This window comes from Saccharopolyspora endophytica (assembly GCF_018070075.1).
In the GTDB taxonomy this organism is placed as follows: domain Bacteria; phylum Actinomycetota; class Actinomycetes; order Mycobacteriales; family Pseudonocardiaceae; genus Saccharopolyspora; species Saccharopolyspora endophytica.
Map to the genome: position 1 here is coordinate 796,062 of NZ_JAGPXE010000001.1, position 14,062 is coordinate 810,123.

Consider the following 14,062-nt stretch of genomic DNA (forward strand, 5'->3'; position numbering starts at 1 on the left):
AACACGAGGTTATGGTGTCGTTGGCTAGGCTGGCCAGGTGGACAGCCATGATCGCCGTAGAGCGGAACAGATGCTCGTCGGGGTCCTGCACGCCGAATTCGCTGTCGCGCGGCACAACGCTGGTACCCGTGCACACGGACGTCGGTATCTTGGGCGGGCCGACTTGCTCTTGACCGAGGCAGAGCTGTTCTCCCCCGTAATCCAGCTCGATGTGCTTGGTTCTGATCGGCAGTGCTTCGCCACTGCCCAGGCCGTCGCGGCACGTGACAGCACGGTGCTCTATGCCGAAGGCGTCGCGATCGATGAATTGGGGATCGTCATCGAGCATGCGTGGTGCGTGGATGCCACGAGCGGGGAGGTCATCGAAACGACCTGGTCGACGCCGGGCGGCGCCTACCTCGGATTCGCCCTGTCTCCGACCTGGATGCGGCGCCACGATGTCGGTAGGCCGTTGCTTGACGTTGGCTATGGCATCGTGACGAGCTTGTACGACCATGGCGTACCCGACGAGATGTGCATACGTGGGCTAGGCCGTCAGGTGGGGATCACCCAGAGCTGAAAACGGGCTCCCCGGTCGGCTTGGAGCAGCCATGCCCGTGGCCCCGATGACCCGCGCTCTCCACGCGCGTGGAGGTGGCCCGGACGGGTCGTAGTGCCCTGTCAACCGGTGCGGGTGCTCTCCATGCACGTGGAGGTGGTGCCACTCTATGCAGGTATGGCTAGTGTCCAGACTCTCTCTTGATGCTGGATTGTGCCTGCTTCCAGCGGTCTTCGAGTTTGGTCAGCATGTGGTCGATCATGGGTTGGCTGCAGTGCGAGTAGATTCCTTCGACTCCGGGTAGATGGTGGCCGAGTCGTTGGAACTGCAGGGCCTTGTCGACGTGGTCCTCGTTGAGCCACGTCTTGTGGGTGTGGCGGAGACCGTGGAAGGTCAAGTTGGGCTGTAGTGCGGCCCAACCGCGTTGCTTGTGCCCGGCCACTGCTGGACGCCAAAAGCGGCTGCGGAAGTTCGCGCGGCGCAGTAGCCCACCTCGGACACCGGTGAACACGTGATCGCTCGGCTGCTGTGAGCGGTGTTCACGTAGCAGCTCTACGAGGAACGGTGGAAGATGGATCACCCGTGCACTGCATGGTGTCTTAGGCGGTCCGAGTTCGAGCTTGCCGCCATTTTCATGAAGAGCACCGACTTTGTGATCGACAGTAATCGTGTTTTCATCGAGATTGACATTCCGCCATGTTAGGCCGACGATCTCGCCCCAGCGCATGCCGGTAAACGCCGCTGTGAGGACAAGCGTCCTATGCTCGGGTATACGCTCGACAATGCGCAGGAGTGAACGAGCTGTGACCGTCTCCTTCGGAGGTGACGACTCGAGTGTCAACTTGAGTCGTCGGCATGGGTTCTTGGTGATCAGATCTTCCTCGACGGCATCACCAAGGATCATCGATAGAAGCGTGATGATGTCGCGCACCGTAGCATCGGCGAGGCTTCGGCGTAGGTTCTTCGCCCAACCTTTGACTTTGATGTGACTGATTTCGTCCAGGGGCGTATCGCCGAACTTCGCGATCAGATGGTTATTCAGGTGCGAGCGATACTTTAGCCAAGTTCCCTTGCTGACATCGTGCGCCTCTTCCCAGGTCCGCGCCCATTTTTCAAACGTGACGGACTCTTTGCTGCGGGCGACGAAAGTCTTGTTCCGCATCTCGTACTCAACGTCGCTGGCGCGCGTCTGGGCTTCGGTTTTCGATGTGAACCCAGTCTCTGTCTGCAGTTTCCCCTTGTGGTAGTAACGTACGCGCCAGCCGCTTCCGTGCGCCTCATGCCATGCCATAAAAGTGACTCCACCTACGTAAAGTGTTCGCTAATTTCGGGGTGTGAACATTCACGCTCCACTTCGTGGGAATGTCAAGCGGTATGTGTTCGCCGCGCGTTGGCGGTACATGCAAGATGAATGAATGATTCAATCAGCGGCGGTGAGTGCTCCGAGAGCTTTGGTGGACGATGGTTTCGAGGTCGCTCTTGCTGAAGCGAAGATGCTTTCCTAAGAAGGTGCAAGGGATGCTTCTCGAGCTGGCCTTTCGCCGCAACCATGATTCACGAACACGCAAAACCTGTGCGACTTCCGAAGGTGTATAGAGACGGAACGGATCGTTCTCTTCTCTACTATTGTCTATGGCGGGTTCGCGCTCGTCTGGTTGCCTCGACATGATTACTGGGCCTCCTGTGGCGATGCTCTGTCGCTCAGCGCTTGCGAAAGACGAGGACGTCTTCGTGGGTGATGAGGTGGAGGGGGAGTCCGGCCTTGCGTTGTTTTCGCACGAAGTCGCGTTGGAAGAAGCTGCCACGGGCCACGAGCTTGTCGTCGGCGACGCGTCCCAGGAGCGCGACGCAGCGTTCGGTGAGGTTCAGTCCGGCGCGAAGTCCACATTCGTGGATTTGGGATGGAAGGTCGATGAGTTCGGCGTTTTCGCGCCAGGGGCGGAGGGTGATGACGACGTGGCCGCCGGGGCGGAGATAGGGGGCGGTGGCGGTGAGGATGCGGGTGAAGCCGGTGAGGAGTCGGTGGTGGCCGATGTTGGCGAGGTTGCCTCGGTCGAGGGTGTTGCCGTAGCGGTGGAGCCGCTTGTGCACGCCGGCGTCGCCGGTGGTGACTCGGCCGTGGGTGGAGGGGCCGTAGGGCGGCGAGGTGACCACGAGTGCGACCGTGCCGCGAAGCTCGGAAGGCAGAACCGAGTCGAGTTGGCGGGCGTCGCCACGGAGGACGCGCCCGGGTGTGTGGGTGCCGGTGCGGTGGGCGCGGTCAAGGTTGTGCTGGGCGATCTGGGCCCACTGGTGTTCGTATTCGACGCCGATGCCGCGTCGCTGCTGGTGCAGTGCTTCGACCAGGGTGGTGCCGATGCCGCACATGGGGTCGAGCACGGTGTCGCCGGGCTGGGTGTAGTGGGCGATGGCGTGCGCGGCGATGGCGGGCAGCATTTTGGCCGGATGTGCGGTGGACTCCCGGAGATAGCGGCCCTTGCGTTGGGTGACCGGGGCGGCCTGAGCGGTGGCCCACACCGACAGCGGGGGCAGGTGAGTGTCGGTCATCGCTGGGCTCTTTCGGTCCGTGCGGCCGGGTGCGTGTCGGGCTCGGGCTGGCGGGGCTGGGCGAAGACCAGCAGGTCCAGGTGGACACGGCTGTGCACCGAAGGGCGGCCGTCGGGTGCTGGTCGCGCGGATCGCGTGAGCTCCTTCAACGGCGCGAGCAGTGTCACGACGTGCTGGAGGTAGAGCAGATCCTCATCCTGCGAGGCGGTGACCAACGCGCCCGTGGGATCCATCAGTTGTTGGTCGTGGAGCTGGTGGTGGGTGAGAACCACGAGCATCCCACCTGCGCGGAGCGCAGCTGCGGCCTGCTGAGCCAGGTGCTTGCTCTGCTCGGCGTGGCCGGGTTCGGGCGGTACAACGGCGAGCGCCAGATCGACCGTTCCCTGGGCGCCCGGTTCGTCCACGGGTCGCCGCTGGTGTGCGCGGAGCACGCCGTGCAGCGCCGGTAGTTCCGCAGAGGTCGCGTTGAGGAACGCGACTTTCTCGCCGACGCTGCAAAAGGCCTGCATGATCTCGTCGAGTACTGAGCGAGGCCACCGCTGCGGGCCGTGTGCCTCCGTCGCTGTGGTGCAGGGCCACACGGTGGCCGGGGTGGTGTCGCCCGTCTTCGTTGTCGGTTCGCCGGCTGGGCGCGTGGGTGCTGCCTGCGTGCTCGACTTTGCCGGGTCGGTGTCAATTTGGCTCGATGGCGATCGAGATTCCGACGCGCTCATTGCGTTCCTCCGCAAGCCCCTGAACGGCGCGGGCCGTTCGCGGTTGTGACACCTCTGAACTCCGATTCCGGGCACGTTCGGGGACAGGCGAGAAATGAAATTTTGAGGACGTGGTCGGCGTCTGTGATCACGGGGATGTTTTTTATGATTGCTCGCCGCGGGTAAATAATTTCGATCTTGACATCGGGCTCGTAGCAGGTCGGGTGTGGTGGGTCTGCGTCGACTTCAGGCCGCTAACGTTGCAGCTCATCGGCCTGCGGACTGCATACGTGGCTCGCTTGTTCGCGCGTGGGTTCGATCTTGCTGACTCGGGTTCTTCTCGTTCGTAGTTTTTGTGTAGTCGTGCGGAATGAAATTCGTAAGAGGCAAGTAGCAGGTATGTAGTGGTGCGCATGGCGTGATGCAGAGGTCGTTGATTCGACGTTTGCAGAGAGGTCACGTCATGCGATCCAACTCGAACTCGAAGAATGAATCCGGCGGGCGGGAATTGTCACCGCTCGCGGCCGCTCGCCAATCCTTTTCGTGGCTGGTGACCGGGCCCGAGCCGATCACGGTCAACGGCCAGGACTTCCCAGATTTGCCCGCTCGGATGCTGCGGCTCGATGAGCTGAGGGACTGCCTGCTGCGCAGGGCCTGCACGCAGGACACCCGCGATGCGGTGTGGGCGCACCTGGTGTCGGCCTCCCGCGCCGAGGGAGCGGTATGGACCCTGGGGTGTGTCGGTGTGGCGCTGCCGGCGCTGATCCGAGCCAGTGCTGCACTGACCTCGCGGTTCGTGGGCGACACCGCGGATATCGAAGCAGCGGTGCTCGCCGGTTTTATCGCTGAGCTCGCGCAGATCGACTGTTCCCGGATGCAGATCATGGTGCGCCTGCGGTGGGCCGCCTACCGCGCAGGGCACGCCGCGGTCCGCGAAGCCCTGGACACACCCTTGCCAGGGGGGACCACGCCGTCTTCCTCGCCCCCGCCCCGGCCGTGGGGCCACCCCGACATCGTCCTGGCCCGTGCGGTGGCCGACGAGGTCATCACCCCCGACGAAGCCCATCTGATTGGCGCCACCCGCCTGGAACGGATCCCGCTGACCGAGGTCGCCGAGCACTCCGGCGTGAGCTACGAGGCGATCAAGAAGAAGCGGCAGCGCGCCGAACACAAGCTCGTCGACTACCTCCGCGACGACAACGACGCCGGCCACGACGACGAGACCACTGCCCGAACGGCGAGTCCTGCCCAGAGCACGCCCGCCGGTCGGCGTCGGTGCGCTGACGGGTTGTCCCGAACGTGCGGCGAATCCGGAGTTCAGAAGTGCGGGGCTCGCCCCGCTCTGCCGTCGCCGGCGCCCGCGCTCAAGGAGGACACCCCATGCGACTGAACACCGCCACACCCGACCCCGAACACCGCGCCGAACCCGCGCGATCACGCCGTCCACGTCGAGCCGCACGGCACCCACGGTTCGTTCTCGCGGCGGGGCTCGCCCTGGTCGGCATGCTGCTTGGCGCTGCGACCGGTCACTCGGCTCCCGTGATGGTTCTCGCGGAGGCGGCCAACCTCGAAACGGTCATGAACAACGCCCGCAACTGGATCATGGGCATTCTCGCGGTGGTCGCCACGTTGTTCCTGACCATCGGCGGCCTGCGCTATCTACTCGCTGGCGGGGACCCGAGCGAAGTCGAAAAAGCCAAGCAAGCGGTAAAGCACGCCGCCTATGGCTTCGCTGTCTGCGCTCTCGCGCCGATTCTGGTCGGCATCCTCAAGGGAATTCTTGAGGTGTAAAGCCCATGTCCCATCAGGCCGCGCGACGCGGCACCACCCTCGTAGTGGCCGGAACGGTGCTGTGGTTGCTCTGTGGAGTGATGGGCGTAGCCCACGCTCAGGACATTCCCCTGCCATTTCCGGATCCCACCGCACCGCCCTCCTCGGTGCCGGTCGACGCCCCGCCATTGCCGTTGCCCAGCACGGGCCCACCGTCCCCGCCCGCCGCTCCTGCGCCGCCACTGGAGGGGAATGAAGCGCAGGAGCACGGGTGGATTCAGGAATTCCTCACCGGATGGTTCTGGGGATTCTTCGAAAACATCGCCACCTCGGGACTCAACGCAGTGCTGGACTGGCTGGCGCACTCATTGCTGGCGACTCCCGCACTCCATGAGTTGCCGGTCGTCGGCCAAATCTGGGGAGGCTCACAACGCATCATGCTCGCCTGCTCCGGCCTGCTGATCACCCTGGCTGGATTGAGTGCGATGGCCTACCAGACTCTGCACACACGAGCCTCGGTCAAAGAAATCCTGCCCCGTATCGCCGTGGCGTTCACCGCCGCCAACTTGTCCCTGTTCTTTGGAGGGAAAGCCATTGAATTCGCCAACGCGCTCTCGGTCGCAGTTCTGGTGGGAGACCCGGGCAAAGCCGCGGAGACGGCCGCGGAATTCACGAACACTCTTCGCGGGCGCCTCCCGCAGGGAGAAGGTCAGCTCAGCGAACTGTACGTGATCTTCACCGTTCTCGTTCTCGTCGTCATGATCATCGCGGTGCTGCTCACCTATGTCGTCCGAGTCGCACTCACCGTCCTGTTGCTGATCGCGGCGCCCCTGATGCTGATGTGTCACGCCCTGCCTCATACCGAAGCGGTCGCCTACTGGTGGTGGCGCTGTTTCGGCGGAGTGCTGGCCGTGCAAGTCGCTCAATCACTGGCCTTTGTCGCGACCATCCGACTCTTCTTCCTGCCCGGCGGGGTCACGCTCTTCTAAACCTCGATTGTGAGGTGTGTGATGGCGCAGCTTCTGATCGCGATCGCGATGTGCTACATCCTCATCAAAATCCCATTCTGGATCCTCGGGTCACTGCACAACGGCCACCGTTCGTTTCTCGGATCCATGGTGCGCGGTTTGATCGCCTACAAGACCTTCGGCCTCATTCGCGGCGCCTCAGCCGCCTTCGGCCGGCCCGCCGGTGCGGGCGAGAACAAGCCCTCCACCCACGGCGAAACCGCACCCGATCCGTATTCGAACGTGCACACGGGAGCCGGTGGGCAAATGCTTCTGCCACTCGGGCGCCTGGCACGAACCCGCGGACCCGCACGCACCACCCACACCTCCACACCGCCCACTCGCACCTCGGCGGCACGCGGGCGACAGGCCGCGCTGTGGACCCGCGACGGCAAACCCAGCCGCAACGCCCTGCCACCCGCACTTGGCCCCGGCGCGGTGCCGACCAGCACCGCAATCGGGCAACAGCAGATGCTGCCCATCCACACCCGCCACCACCCCGATGCGACCGGCCGCCACACCCTGCACGACAACCCCACCCCGGCCCCCACCGATGCGACGCTGGGACCGGGCCAGGGCGCCTTGTTCACCCGCACCGGCCGCCCCCACCCGACCGCCCGACCCCAGGCACCCGGGCAACCCGGCATGCGCCCCTCCACGGTCCCACCCGGCGGCCAACACCACCTGCCCCTCATCGGAGGCACACCCGTACCCAGCACGCCACCACCGGCCTCAGCACCACGACCAGCGGCGGCCCCGCCCACGCGGGCCAGTGGGCAGCGGCCCTTGTTCACCAACTCCGGCGAGGTCGCCGCGCACGCTCGCCCGCCGCGCCCACGCCGCCGGAAACCACCGGACCTTCCCGCCTACAAGGGGATTCGCCCTGACAAGCACGGCCAGTACGCCCTGCCGCTCGACCTGCCCACGACAGCCAAGAAACCCCGTTCCCAGTCCCGTACCCAGCCGACCTCGAAACCGCCGCACACCACAGCCGCCACACCGCCGAAGTCTCCGTCGACCCCGACCTCCGCAGCGCCGCCTGGCCGCGCGTCCGAGCCCGTTGAGCCCGAACTACCGCTGACCTGGCCCGAAGACGATCGTCCACCGAGGAGCACCCGATGAATGGACCGGCACGCATCCCCGCCGATGTGGACCGCGAAGACCGCCTTCTAGCCGGACTCACCGCCCGCCAACTCACTCTGCTGGCCGCGACCGCCGCCCTGCTCTACGGAGCCTGGGCCGCCACCCGCAGTATCCTGGCGTTGCCAGTCTTCGCGGTCCTGGCAACCCCGATCGCCGCAGCCGCCCTCGTGCTCGCCATGGGCCAGCGGGATGGCATCGCGCTCTACCGACTGGTCGGCGCGGCCGTGCGGCACCGATTCTCCCCGCGCCACCGGGTCGCCGACCCCACTCCGGCCGAACCCGTCCCGGAGTGGCTCGTGCCCGCTGCCACGACCACGAAGGCTCCCCGACTGGGAGCCGTGGCGGCCCCGGCCAGCGGCGTGGAACCCGCCAGCACCGGGGAGGCCGGAGTCGTCGACCTCGCCGGCGAGGGCATCGCCCTGGTCGCCGCGGCCAGCACCGTCAACTTCGCGTTGCGCACCCAGACCGAGCACGAAGCCCTCGTCGGTGCCTTCGCCCGCTACCTGCACTCCCTGACCGCACCCGTGCAAATCCTCATCCGCGCACAGCGCTGCGACCTCACCGACAAGATCACCGCTCTGCGCGAGCAAGCCCCGAGCCTGCCGCATCCGGCCCTGGAAACCGCGGCCGAAGAACACGCCGAGTTCCTCACCCACCTGGCCAGCCACACCGACCTGCTCCGCCGCCAGGTCCTGCTCGTCTTCCGCGAAGCGCCCACCCCCAGCACCACCGACACCGGCCCACGGCGTCCACGACAGCCACGGCGGGGGATGGACGCGGGAACACGCCACGCCGCCGAAGCCCGACTGCTCCGGCGCGTCAACGAGGCGATCGACCTGCTCGCCCCCGCGAGCATCCGTCTCACCGTGCTCGACACCGCCCAGGCCACTCACGTCCTTGCCGGCGCCTGCAACCCCGATCACACCGGCACCACCGAGGCGGGCATGGCCGACCCGTCCGAGGTCATCACCACCCACCACGCCACACCCGACGAACTCGTCGACCCGCACGGATGGGAGGCCACCCCATGACCCCGCAGCCCAGCGTGTTCACGCCCAACTCGATGACCATCGGCGCCCGACACCTCACCGTCGCCGGCGAATGGGTCGCCTCCTTCGCCATCACCGGCTATCCACGCGAGGTCAACGCGGGATGGCTGCAACCCCTGCTGAACTATCCCGGCCGCCTCGACGTCTCCCTGCACATCGACCCCGTCGACCCCGCCCACGCCGCGAAACACCTGAAACAGCAACTGGCGAAACTGGAATCCGGACGTCGCCACACCGCCGAGCACGGCCGTCTCGCCGACCCTCACGTCGAGGCCGCCACCGAGGACGCCTACGACCTGTCGACTCGCATCGCCCGCGGCGAATCGAAAATGTTCCGACTCGGCCTGTACCTGACCGTGCACGCCCACAGTGAGCAACAGCTCGCCGACGAAGTCACCGCCGTGCGCGCGCTGGCATCCTCGATGCTGCTGGACGCCAAACCCACCACCTACCGCAGCGTGCAGGGCTGGGTGGCCACCCTGCCGGTCGGACTCGATCCGCTCGGGATGCAGCGCACCTTCGACACCCACGCCCTAGCCACAGCGTTTCCGTTCACCTCCCCGGATCTCCCCGCCGCCGACCCCGCCGATCTGGAGACCACCACCGACGGCGTGCTGTACGGCTACAACGCCCAGTCCTCAGGCCTGGTGCACTGGGACCGGTTCGCCGCCGACAACCACAACGCCGTGGTCCTCGGACGATCCGGCGCGGGCAAGTCCTATCTGGTCAAACTCGAACTCCTGCGCCACCTCTACCGGGGCGTGCAGGCCAGCATCATCGACCCCGAAGACGAATACACCCGGCTCGCCGAAGCCGTCGGCGGCACCATCCTGCGCCTTGGCGCACCCGGCGTGACGCTCAACCCCTTCGACCTCCCAGTTACCGTCGGCCCGGACGGGCGCCGCAGCGCCCCCAGCGACGCGCTGGCCCGCCGAAGCCTGTTCCTGCACACCGTCCTGGCCTTGATGCTCGGCAGCGACCTCACGAGTGCCGAACGCGGCACCCTGGACGAGGCCATCGCCACCACCTACCGCCACGCGGGCATCACCACTGACCCCCGCACCTGGTCACGCCCCGCACCCCTGCTCGCCGACCTCCGGGACACACTGCACGCCTTCGGCGCGCACGAGCTGGCCGAGCGCCTGCGGCCCTTCGTCGACGGCGCGTTCAACACCCTGTTCAACGGGCCGACCACGACCCGCCCCGACGGGCACCTGGTCGTGTTCTCCCTCAAAGACCTGCCACCGGAGCTGCAGGCGATCGGCACCGCACTCACCCTCGACGCCATCTGGCGCGAGGTCTCCCACCCCGTCGTGCGCCGCCGGCGCCTGGTCGTGGTCGACGAGGCGTGGCTGCTGATGAGCCACACAGCAGGAGCGGAGTTCCTGTTCCGGATGGCCAAAGCCGCACGCAAGCACTGGTGCGGCCTGACCGTGGCCACCCAGGACGTCGGTGACCTGCTGGGCAGCGACCTCGGCAAGGCGATCGTGGGCAACGCGACCACTCAGATCCTGCTGCGCCAGTCACCTCAAGCCATCGACGAGGTCGCCACGCACTTCGGGCTCGCCGCGGGGGCACGGCAGTACCTGCTCACCGCCGACCAGGGCCAAGCCCTGCTCTCCACCGGAACCCAATGGGTTGCCCTGCAAACCGTGGCCTCACCCGTCGAACACGACCTCGTCACCACCGACCCGGAATTCCTCGAGTCCGCCACCACCCACGCGGACAGCGGCGACTGGATCGACCTCTAAACCCGATTAATCAGAGCGCTTTTCGACAAGAACGGGGGACCGATGTCTCTGCGCGTCTTTCCGAACCTGTGGGGCCCGGTCGAACACCTCGGGGACAGCATCGCCGACTACCTCCAGGACCCCGAGACCGCGATCCGCTCCCTCCTGCACCGCCCACTACTGCTTGCGTCGATGCTAGTTGGGCTCGCAACGGTCGCTCTGTTGCGTTTCGCGCTGCGCGTGTATCGGCGAAACAGGCTGAACCACAACGCCAAGGTCGTGACCATCCAGTCGCCGCCCACAGTGGACCCGGATGGTGGGGCCGCGTTGTGGTCGCACCTAGTGGGGTTGCTGCGTCCGGCGTGGAAACGCGCGGTGCTCGGCCAGCCGCACCTGGCGTGCGAGTACGTCATCACCCGCGATGGCATCACCATCCAGATCTGGGTGCCCGGCACCATCCCGCCCGGACTCATCGAGCGCGCCGTCGAAGCCGCCTGGCCCGGCGCCCGCACCCACACCCAGCCGGCCGCCTCACCCATCCCCGAGCCCGACGACGAGCACGCCCTGGTCGTCGGCGGCGAACTCCGCCTGGCCCGACCCGAGACGCTGCCGATTAAGACCGACTTCGACACCGACCCGCTTCGCGCGATCCTGGCCGCACCCAGCGGCCTCGGCCCGGGGGACTACGTCTGCGTGCAAGTACTTGCCCGCCCCGCCGCCGGACGCCGACTCACCGGCGCTGCGACCCTGCGCGGATTCCTCTTCGACCTTCTCACTCCCGCAACGGCGGGCTCGCCACAGGCGAAGTCCACGCGAGGGCACGCAGATGCGCACACGCGGTTGGAGCGCTCCGCGCAGGACAGGGTCCGTGTCACCAAACAACGCGGCAGCCAGTACGAGACCCGCCTGCGCTACGCCGCCAGCACCACGCTTGCCCGTCCGGCCAATCCCGAACAGCGACGCCGAGCCCGACGAGTGCTGCGCGGCCGGGCCCACACGGTGGCCACCTGCTTCGCCGCCTACACCGACCACAACCGCTACCGGCGCCACCGACTGCACCACCCCGCCACAGCACTGCGCCACCGTGGCTTCGGCCGGGGAGACCTGCTCTCGGTCCCCGAGATCGCCGCTCTGGCGCACCTGCCCACGGATGAGGCCATTCCCGGCCTGCACCGCGCGGGCGCCCGCGCCCTGACCCCACCACCCGAGGTCGCCGCACCGGGCCCGGAGGCCAAGCCTCTGGGCTCCACCGACACCGGAGCGACCCGCCGCGTGGGCCTGCGCGCCGCGGATGCACGCCAGCACCTGCACCTCATGGGTGCGACCGGCTCCGGCAAATCCACCCTGCTCGCCCAGATGATCCTCGCCGACGCCGAGGCCGAACGCGGCTGCCTGGTCATCGACCCGAAAGGCGACCTCGTCACCGACGTCCTCTCACGCCTGCCCAAAACGGCCGCGGACCGGCTGGTCCTCTTCGACGCCGACGCCCGCAGCCGCCCACCCTGCCTCAACCCCCTCGACGGCGAGGCCGTGGACGTCACCGTCGACAACCTCGTCTCGGTCTTCCGCCGCGTCTACTCCGCGTTCTGGGGACCACGCACCGACGACGTCTTCCGTGCCGCATGCCTGACCCTGCGCACCCAAGGCGGCGTCGCCACGCTCGCCGACGTCCCCCGCCTGCTCGCCGAACCCGCCTTCCGGGACCGCGTCACCGCCGGTGTCACCGACCCCGTCCTGCGCGGATTCTGGGACTGGTACGCCGAGCTGACCGAGGCCTCCCGCGCCCAAGTCATCGCCCCGTTGATGAACAAACTCCGCAGCTTCCTGCTCCGCCCGTTCGTGCGCGACGCCCTGACCGCCGGTGCCTCCACAGTGGACATGAACGCCGTGCTCGACGGCGGCATCTGCCTCGTGCGCATCCCCAAGGGCTCGCTCGGCGACGAGACCAGCCGACTCTTCGGCTCCCTCGGGGTCGCCCGCGCCTGGCAAGCCACCACCGCCCGCGCCGCGACCCCGCAGCGCGAACGCCGCGACGCGGCGATGTACATCGACGAATGCCACAACTTCCTCAACCTGCCCTACCCGCTGGAGGACATGCTCGCCGAAGCCCGCGGCTTCCGCGTCTCCATGACGCTGGCACACCAGCACCTCGGCCAGCTCCCACGCGATCTCCGCGAAGGCATCTCCACCAACGCCCGCAACAAGGTCCTCTTCGCCGCCAGCCCCGAGGACGCCCGCGCCCTCGCACAGCACACCCACCCGCACCTCACCGACCACGACCTCGCCCACCTCGACGCCTACCACGCCGCCGCCCGCCTCGTCGTTCACGGCCAGCAATCACGACCTTTCACGCTGGTCACCGACCCTCTCCCGGCCGCGATCCCCGGACGTTCGCGCGCGCTGCGCCGCCAGGCCGCCACCCGCACACGCCCCAGCGCCGGGCCACCGTCCGCGTCGGCCGGGACCAGCCAGCCGCCTCCGCCGAGCACCGACCCACGTCTGCAGGAGTGATTTCCCCGCCCGCATGTCTCGAAAAGCCCGTGCCTGATCCACGGAGGTGCTCGTGCTCAACAAACCCATCCGGCAGAAGTCACTGCACGGAGTGCGCCCCACGCGACGACAGACCCGAGTCGCCAACTCCGTGGAACACCAAGCCCGGTTGGCCAAACGGCTGACCAGCCGAGACAAGTGGATCATCCGGATGGTCCACGAGCACCGGGTGCTCACCGCACCCCAGATCACCACCTGCGCCTTCCCATCGCCGCGCTCCGGAAGACAGCGGTTGCGGGAGCTCTACCAGTGGTCGGTACTCGACCGCTTCCAGCCCACCGTGGATTCCGGCAGCGCACCCCAGCACTACGTCCTCGGCCCCGCCGGAGCCAGCGTGCTCGCCGCCGACGCCGGCATCGACCCCAAGACCCTCGGCTACCGGCGCGACCGCGCCACCAGCATCGCCTACAGCCAACGCCTCGCCCACACCGTCGGGGTCGGTGAGTTCTTCACCGCCCTCATCGCCCACGCCCACGAGTCCGAGCAGGTCTCGGCATGGTGGTCGGAGGTCCGCTGCGCACGGCATTTCGGGGACCTCGTCCGGCCCGATGCCTACGGCCGCTGGCGCCACGATGGTCGTGAGTTCGAGTTCTTCCTGGAATACGACCTCGGCACGGAAACCACCGGACGTGTAGCAGCCAAACTCCCCGGCTACGCCCGGCTGGCCGCCAGCACCGGCATCGTCACCCCGCTGCTGCTCTGGGCCCCCACCGCCCGCCGGGAAGCCAACCTCCGCACCCAGCTCGCCACCGCCTGGCGCGGACTCGACCACCCCGAGCACCTGCCCATCGTCACCGCCGCCGCCGACCTTCTCGACCACGATCCCGAGGGACGCCCCAGCCCGGCGGAGGCGATCTGGGCACCGCTGGCCCCACGTGACGACCAGCGCCGAGCGCTGCACGACCTCGCCGCGGCATGGCCGCAACGACCGCGCACCCGGCCGAGTCCGCAGCCAGAGCACCGCTCCAGCGCAGAAATCGTGGCGCCGCACCCGATGCCGCCCGCACCCATCATGTCCTTCACCGGCCGGTGAACC

Annotated in this window: 13 protein-coding genes; 9 read left to right on the forward strand and 4 right to left on the reverse strand. The window is 67.3% G+C overall.

Annotated features, from left to right (window positions below; translation table 11 throughout):
• Nucleotides 1–37: 37 nt before the first annotated feature.
• A complete protein-coding gene (locus tag KBO27_RS03800; protein WP_210968523.1) occupies nt 38–559 on the forward strand; it encodes a hypothetical protein in 522 nt (173 codons plus the stop codon).
• 160 nt (nt 560–719) lie between these two features.
• On the opposite strand, the gene KBO27_RS03805 is transcribed toward KBO27_RS03800, so the two are convergent.
• The 4 genes from KBO27_RS03805 to KBO27_RS33395 all read right to left on the reverse strand — a co-directional run bounded on the left by KBO27_RS03805 (nt 720) and on the right by KBO27_RS33395 (nt 3,798).
• The gene (locus tag KBO27_RS03805; RefSeq protein ID WP_210968524.1) at nt 720–1,829 is read right to left on the reverse strand and encodes a tyrosine-type recombinase/integrase; all 1,110 of its coding nucleotides are present in this window, start codon (nt 1,827–1,829) and stop codon (nt 720–722) included.
• Between the two features lie 133 nt (nt 1,830–1,962).
• Nucleotides 1,963–2,205, reverse strand: a complete 243-nt coding sequence (locus KBO27_RS03810; protein WP_210968525.1) for a helix-turn-helix domain-containing protein — start codon at nt 2,203–2,205, stop codon at nt 1,963–1,965.
• 34 nt (nt 2,206–2,239) lie between these two features.
• Nucleotides 2,240–3,085 carry a TRM11 family SAM-dependent methyltransferase gene (locus tag KBO27_RS03815; protein ID WP_210968526.1) on the reverse strand — a complete coding sequence of 282 codons (846 nt, stop codon included), beginning with the start codon at nt 3,083–3,085 and terminating at the stop codon, nt 2,240–2,242.
• Nucleotides 3,082–3,798 (reverse strand): hypothetical protein, encoded by a 717-nt coding sequence (locus KBO27_RS33395; RefSeq protein ID WP_246536117.1) that lies wholly within the window; start codon nt 3,796–3,798, stop codon nt 3,082–3,084. The genes KBO27_RS03815 and KBO27_RS33395 overlap by 4 nt, the downstream gene beginning before the upstream one ends.
• A 529-nt stretch (nt 3,799–4,327) precedes the next feature.
• Here KBO27_RS33395 and KBO27_RS03825 point away from each other — a divergent pair.
• The 8 genes from KBO27_RS03825 to KBO27_RS03860 are packed head-to-tail and all read left to right on the forward strand — an operon-like array spanning nt 4,328 to nt 14,059.
• Nucleotides 4,328–5,167 (forward strand): hypothetical protein, encoded by an 840-nt coding sequence (locus KBO27_RS03825; protein ID WP_307870220.1) that lies wholly within the window; start codon nt 4,328–4,330, stop codon nt 5,165–5,167.
• Entirely contained in the window at nt 5,158–5,568 is a 411-nt protein-coding gene (locus KBO27_RS03830; protein WP_307870221.1) for a pilin, read from the forward strand. The genes KBO27_RS03825 and KBO27_RS03830 overlap by 10 nt, the downstream gene beginning before the upstream one ends.
• A gap of 5 nt (nt 5,569–5,573) precedes the next feature.
• A complete protein-coding gene (locus KBO27_RS03835) occupies nt 5,574–6,536 on the forward strand; it encodes a TrbL/VirB6 family protein (RefSeq protein WP_246536118.1) in 963 nt (320 codons plus the stop codon).
• A gap of 21 nt (nt 6,537–6,557) precedes the next feature.
• Entirely contained in the window at nt 6,558–7,676 is a 1,119-nt protein-coding gene (locus KBO27_RS03840; protein WP_210968527.1) for a hypothetical protein, read from the forward strand.
• Nucleotides 7,673–8,728 carry a PrgI family protein gene (locus tag KBO27_RS03845; protein WP_210968528.1) on the forward strand — a complete coding sequence of 352 codons (1,056 nt, stop codon included), beginning with the start codon at nt 7,673–7,675 and terminating at the stop codon, nt 8,726–8,728. Before KBO27_RS03840 ends, KBO27_RS03845 begins: the two co-directional genes overlap by 4 nt.
• Nucleotides 8,725–10,497: a VirB4 family type IV secretion system protein gene (locus KBO27_RS03850; RefSeq protein WP_246536119.1), complete on the forward strand. Its 1,773-nt coding sequence runs from the start codon at nt 8,725–8,727 to the stop codon at nt 10,495–10,497. Before KBO27_RS03845 ends, KBO27_RS03850 begins: the two co-directional genes overlap by 4 nt.
• Before the next feature lie 42 nt (nt 10,498–10,539).
• A complete protein-coding gene (locus KBO27_RS03855) occupies nt 10,540–12,987 on the forward strand; it encodes a DUF8128 domain-containing protein (protein ID WP_210968530.1) in 2,448 nt (815 codons plus the stop codon).
• Between the two features lie 52 nt (nt 12,988–13,039).
• A complete protein-coding gene (locus tag KBO27_RS03860; RefSeq protein ID WP_210968531.1) occupies nt 13,040–14,059 on the forward strand; it encodes a replication-relaxation family protein in 1,020 nt (339 codons plus the stop codon).
• Nucleotides 14,060–14,062 lie beyond the last annotated feature (3 nt).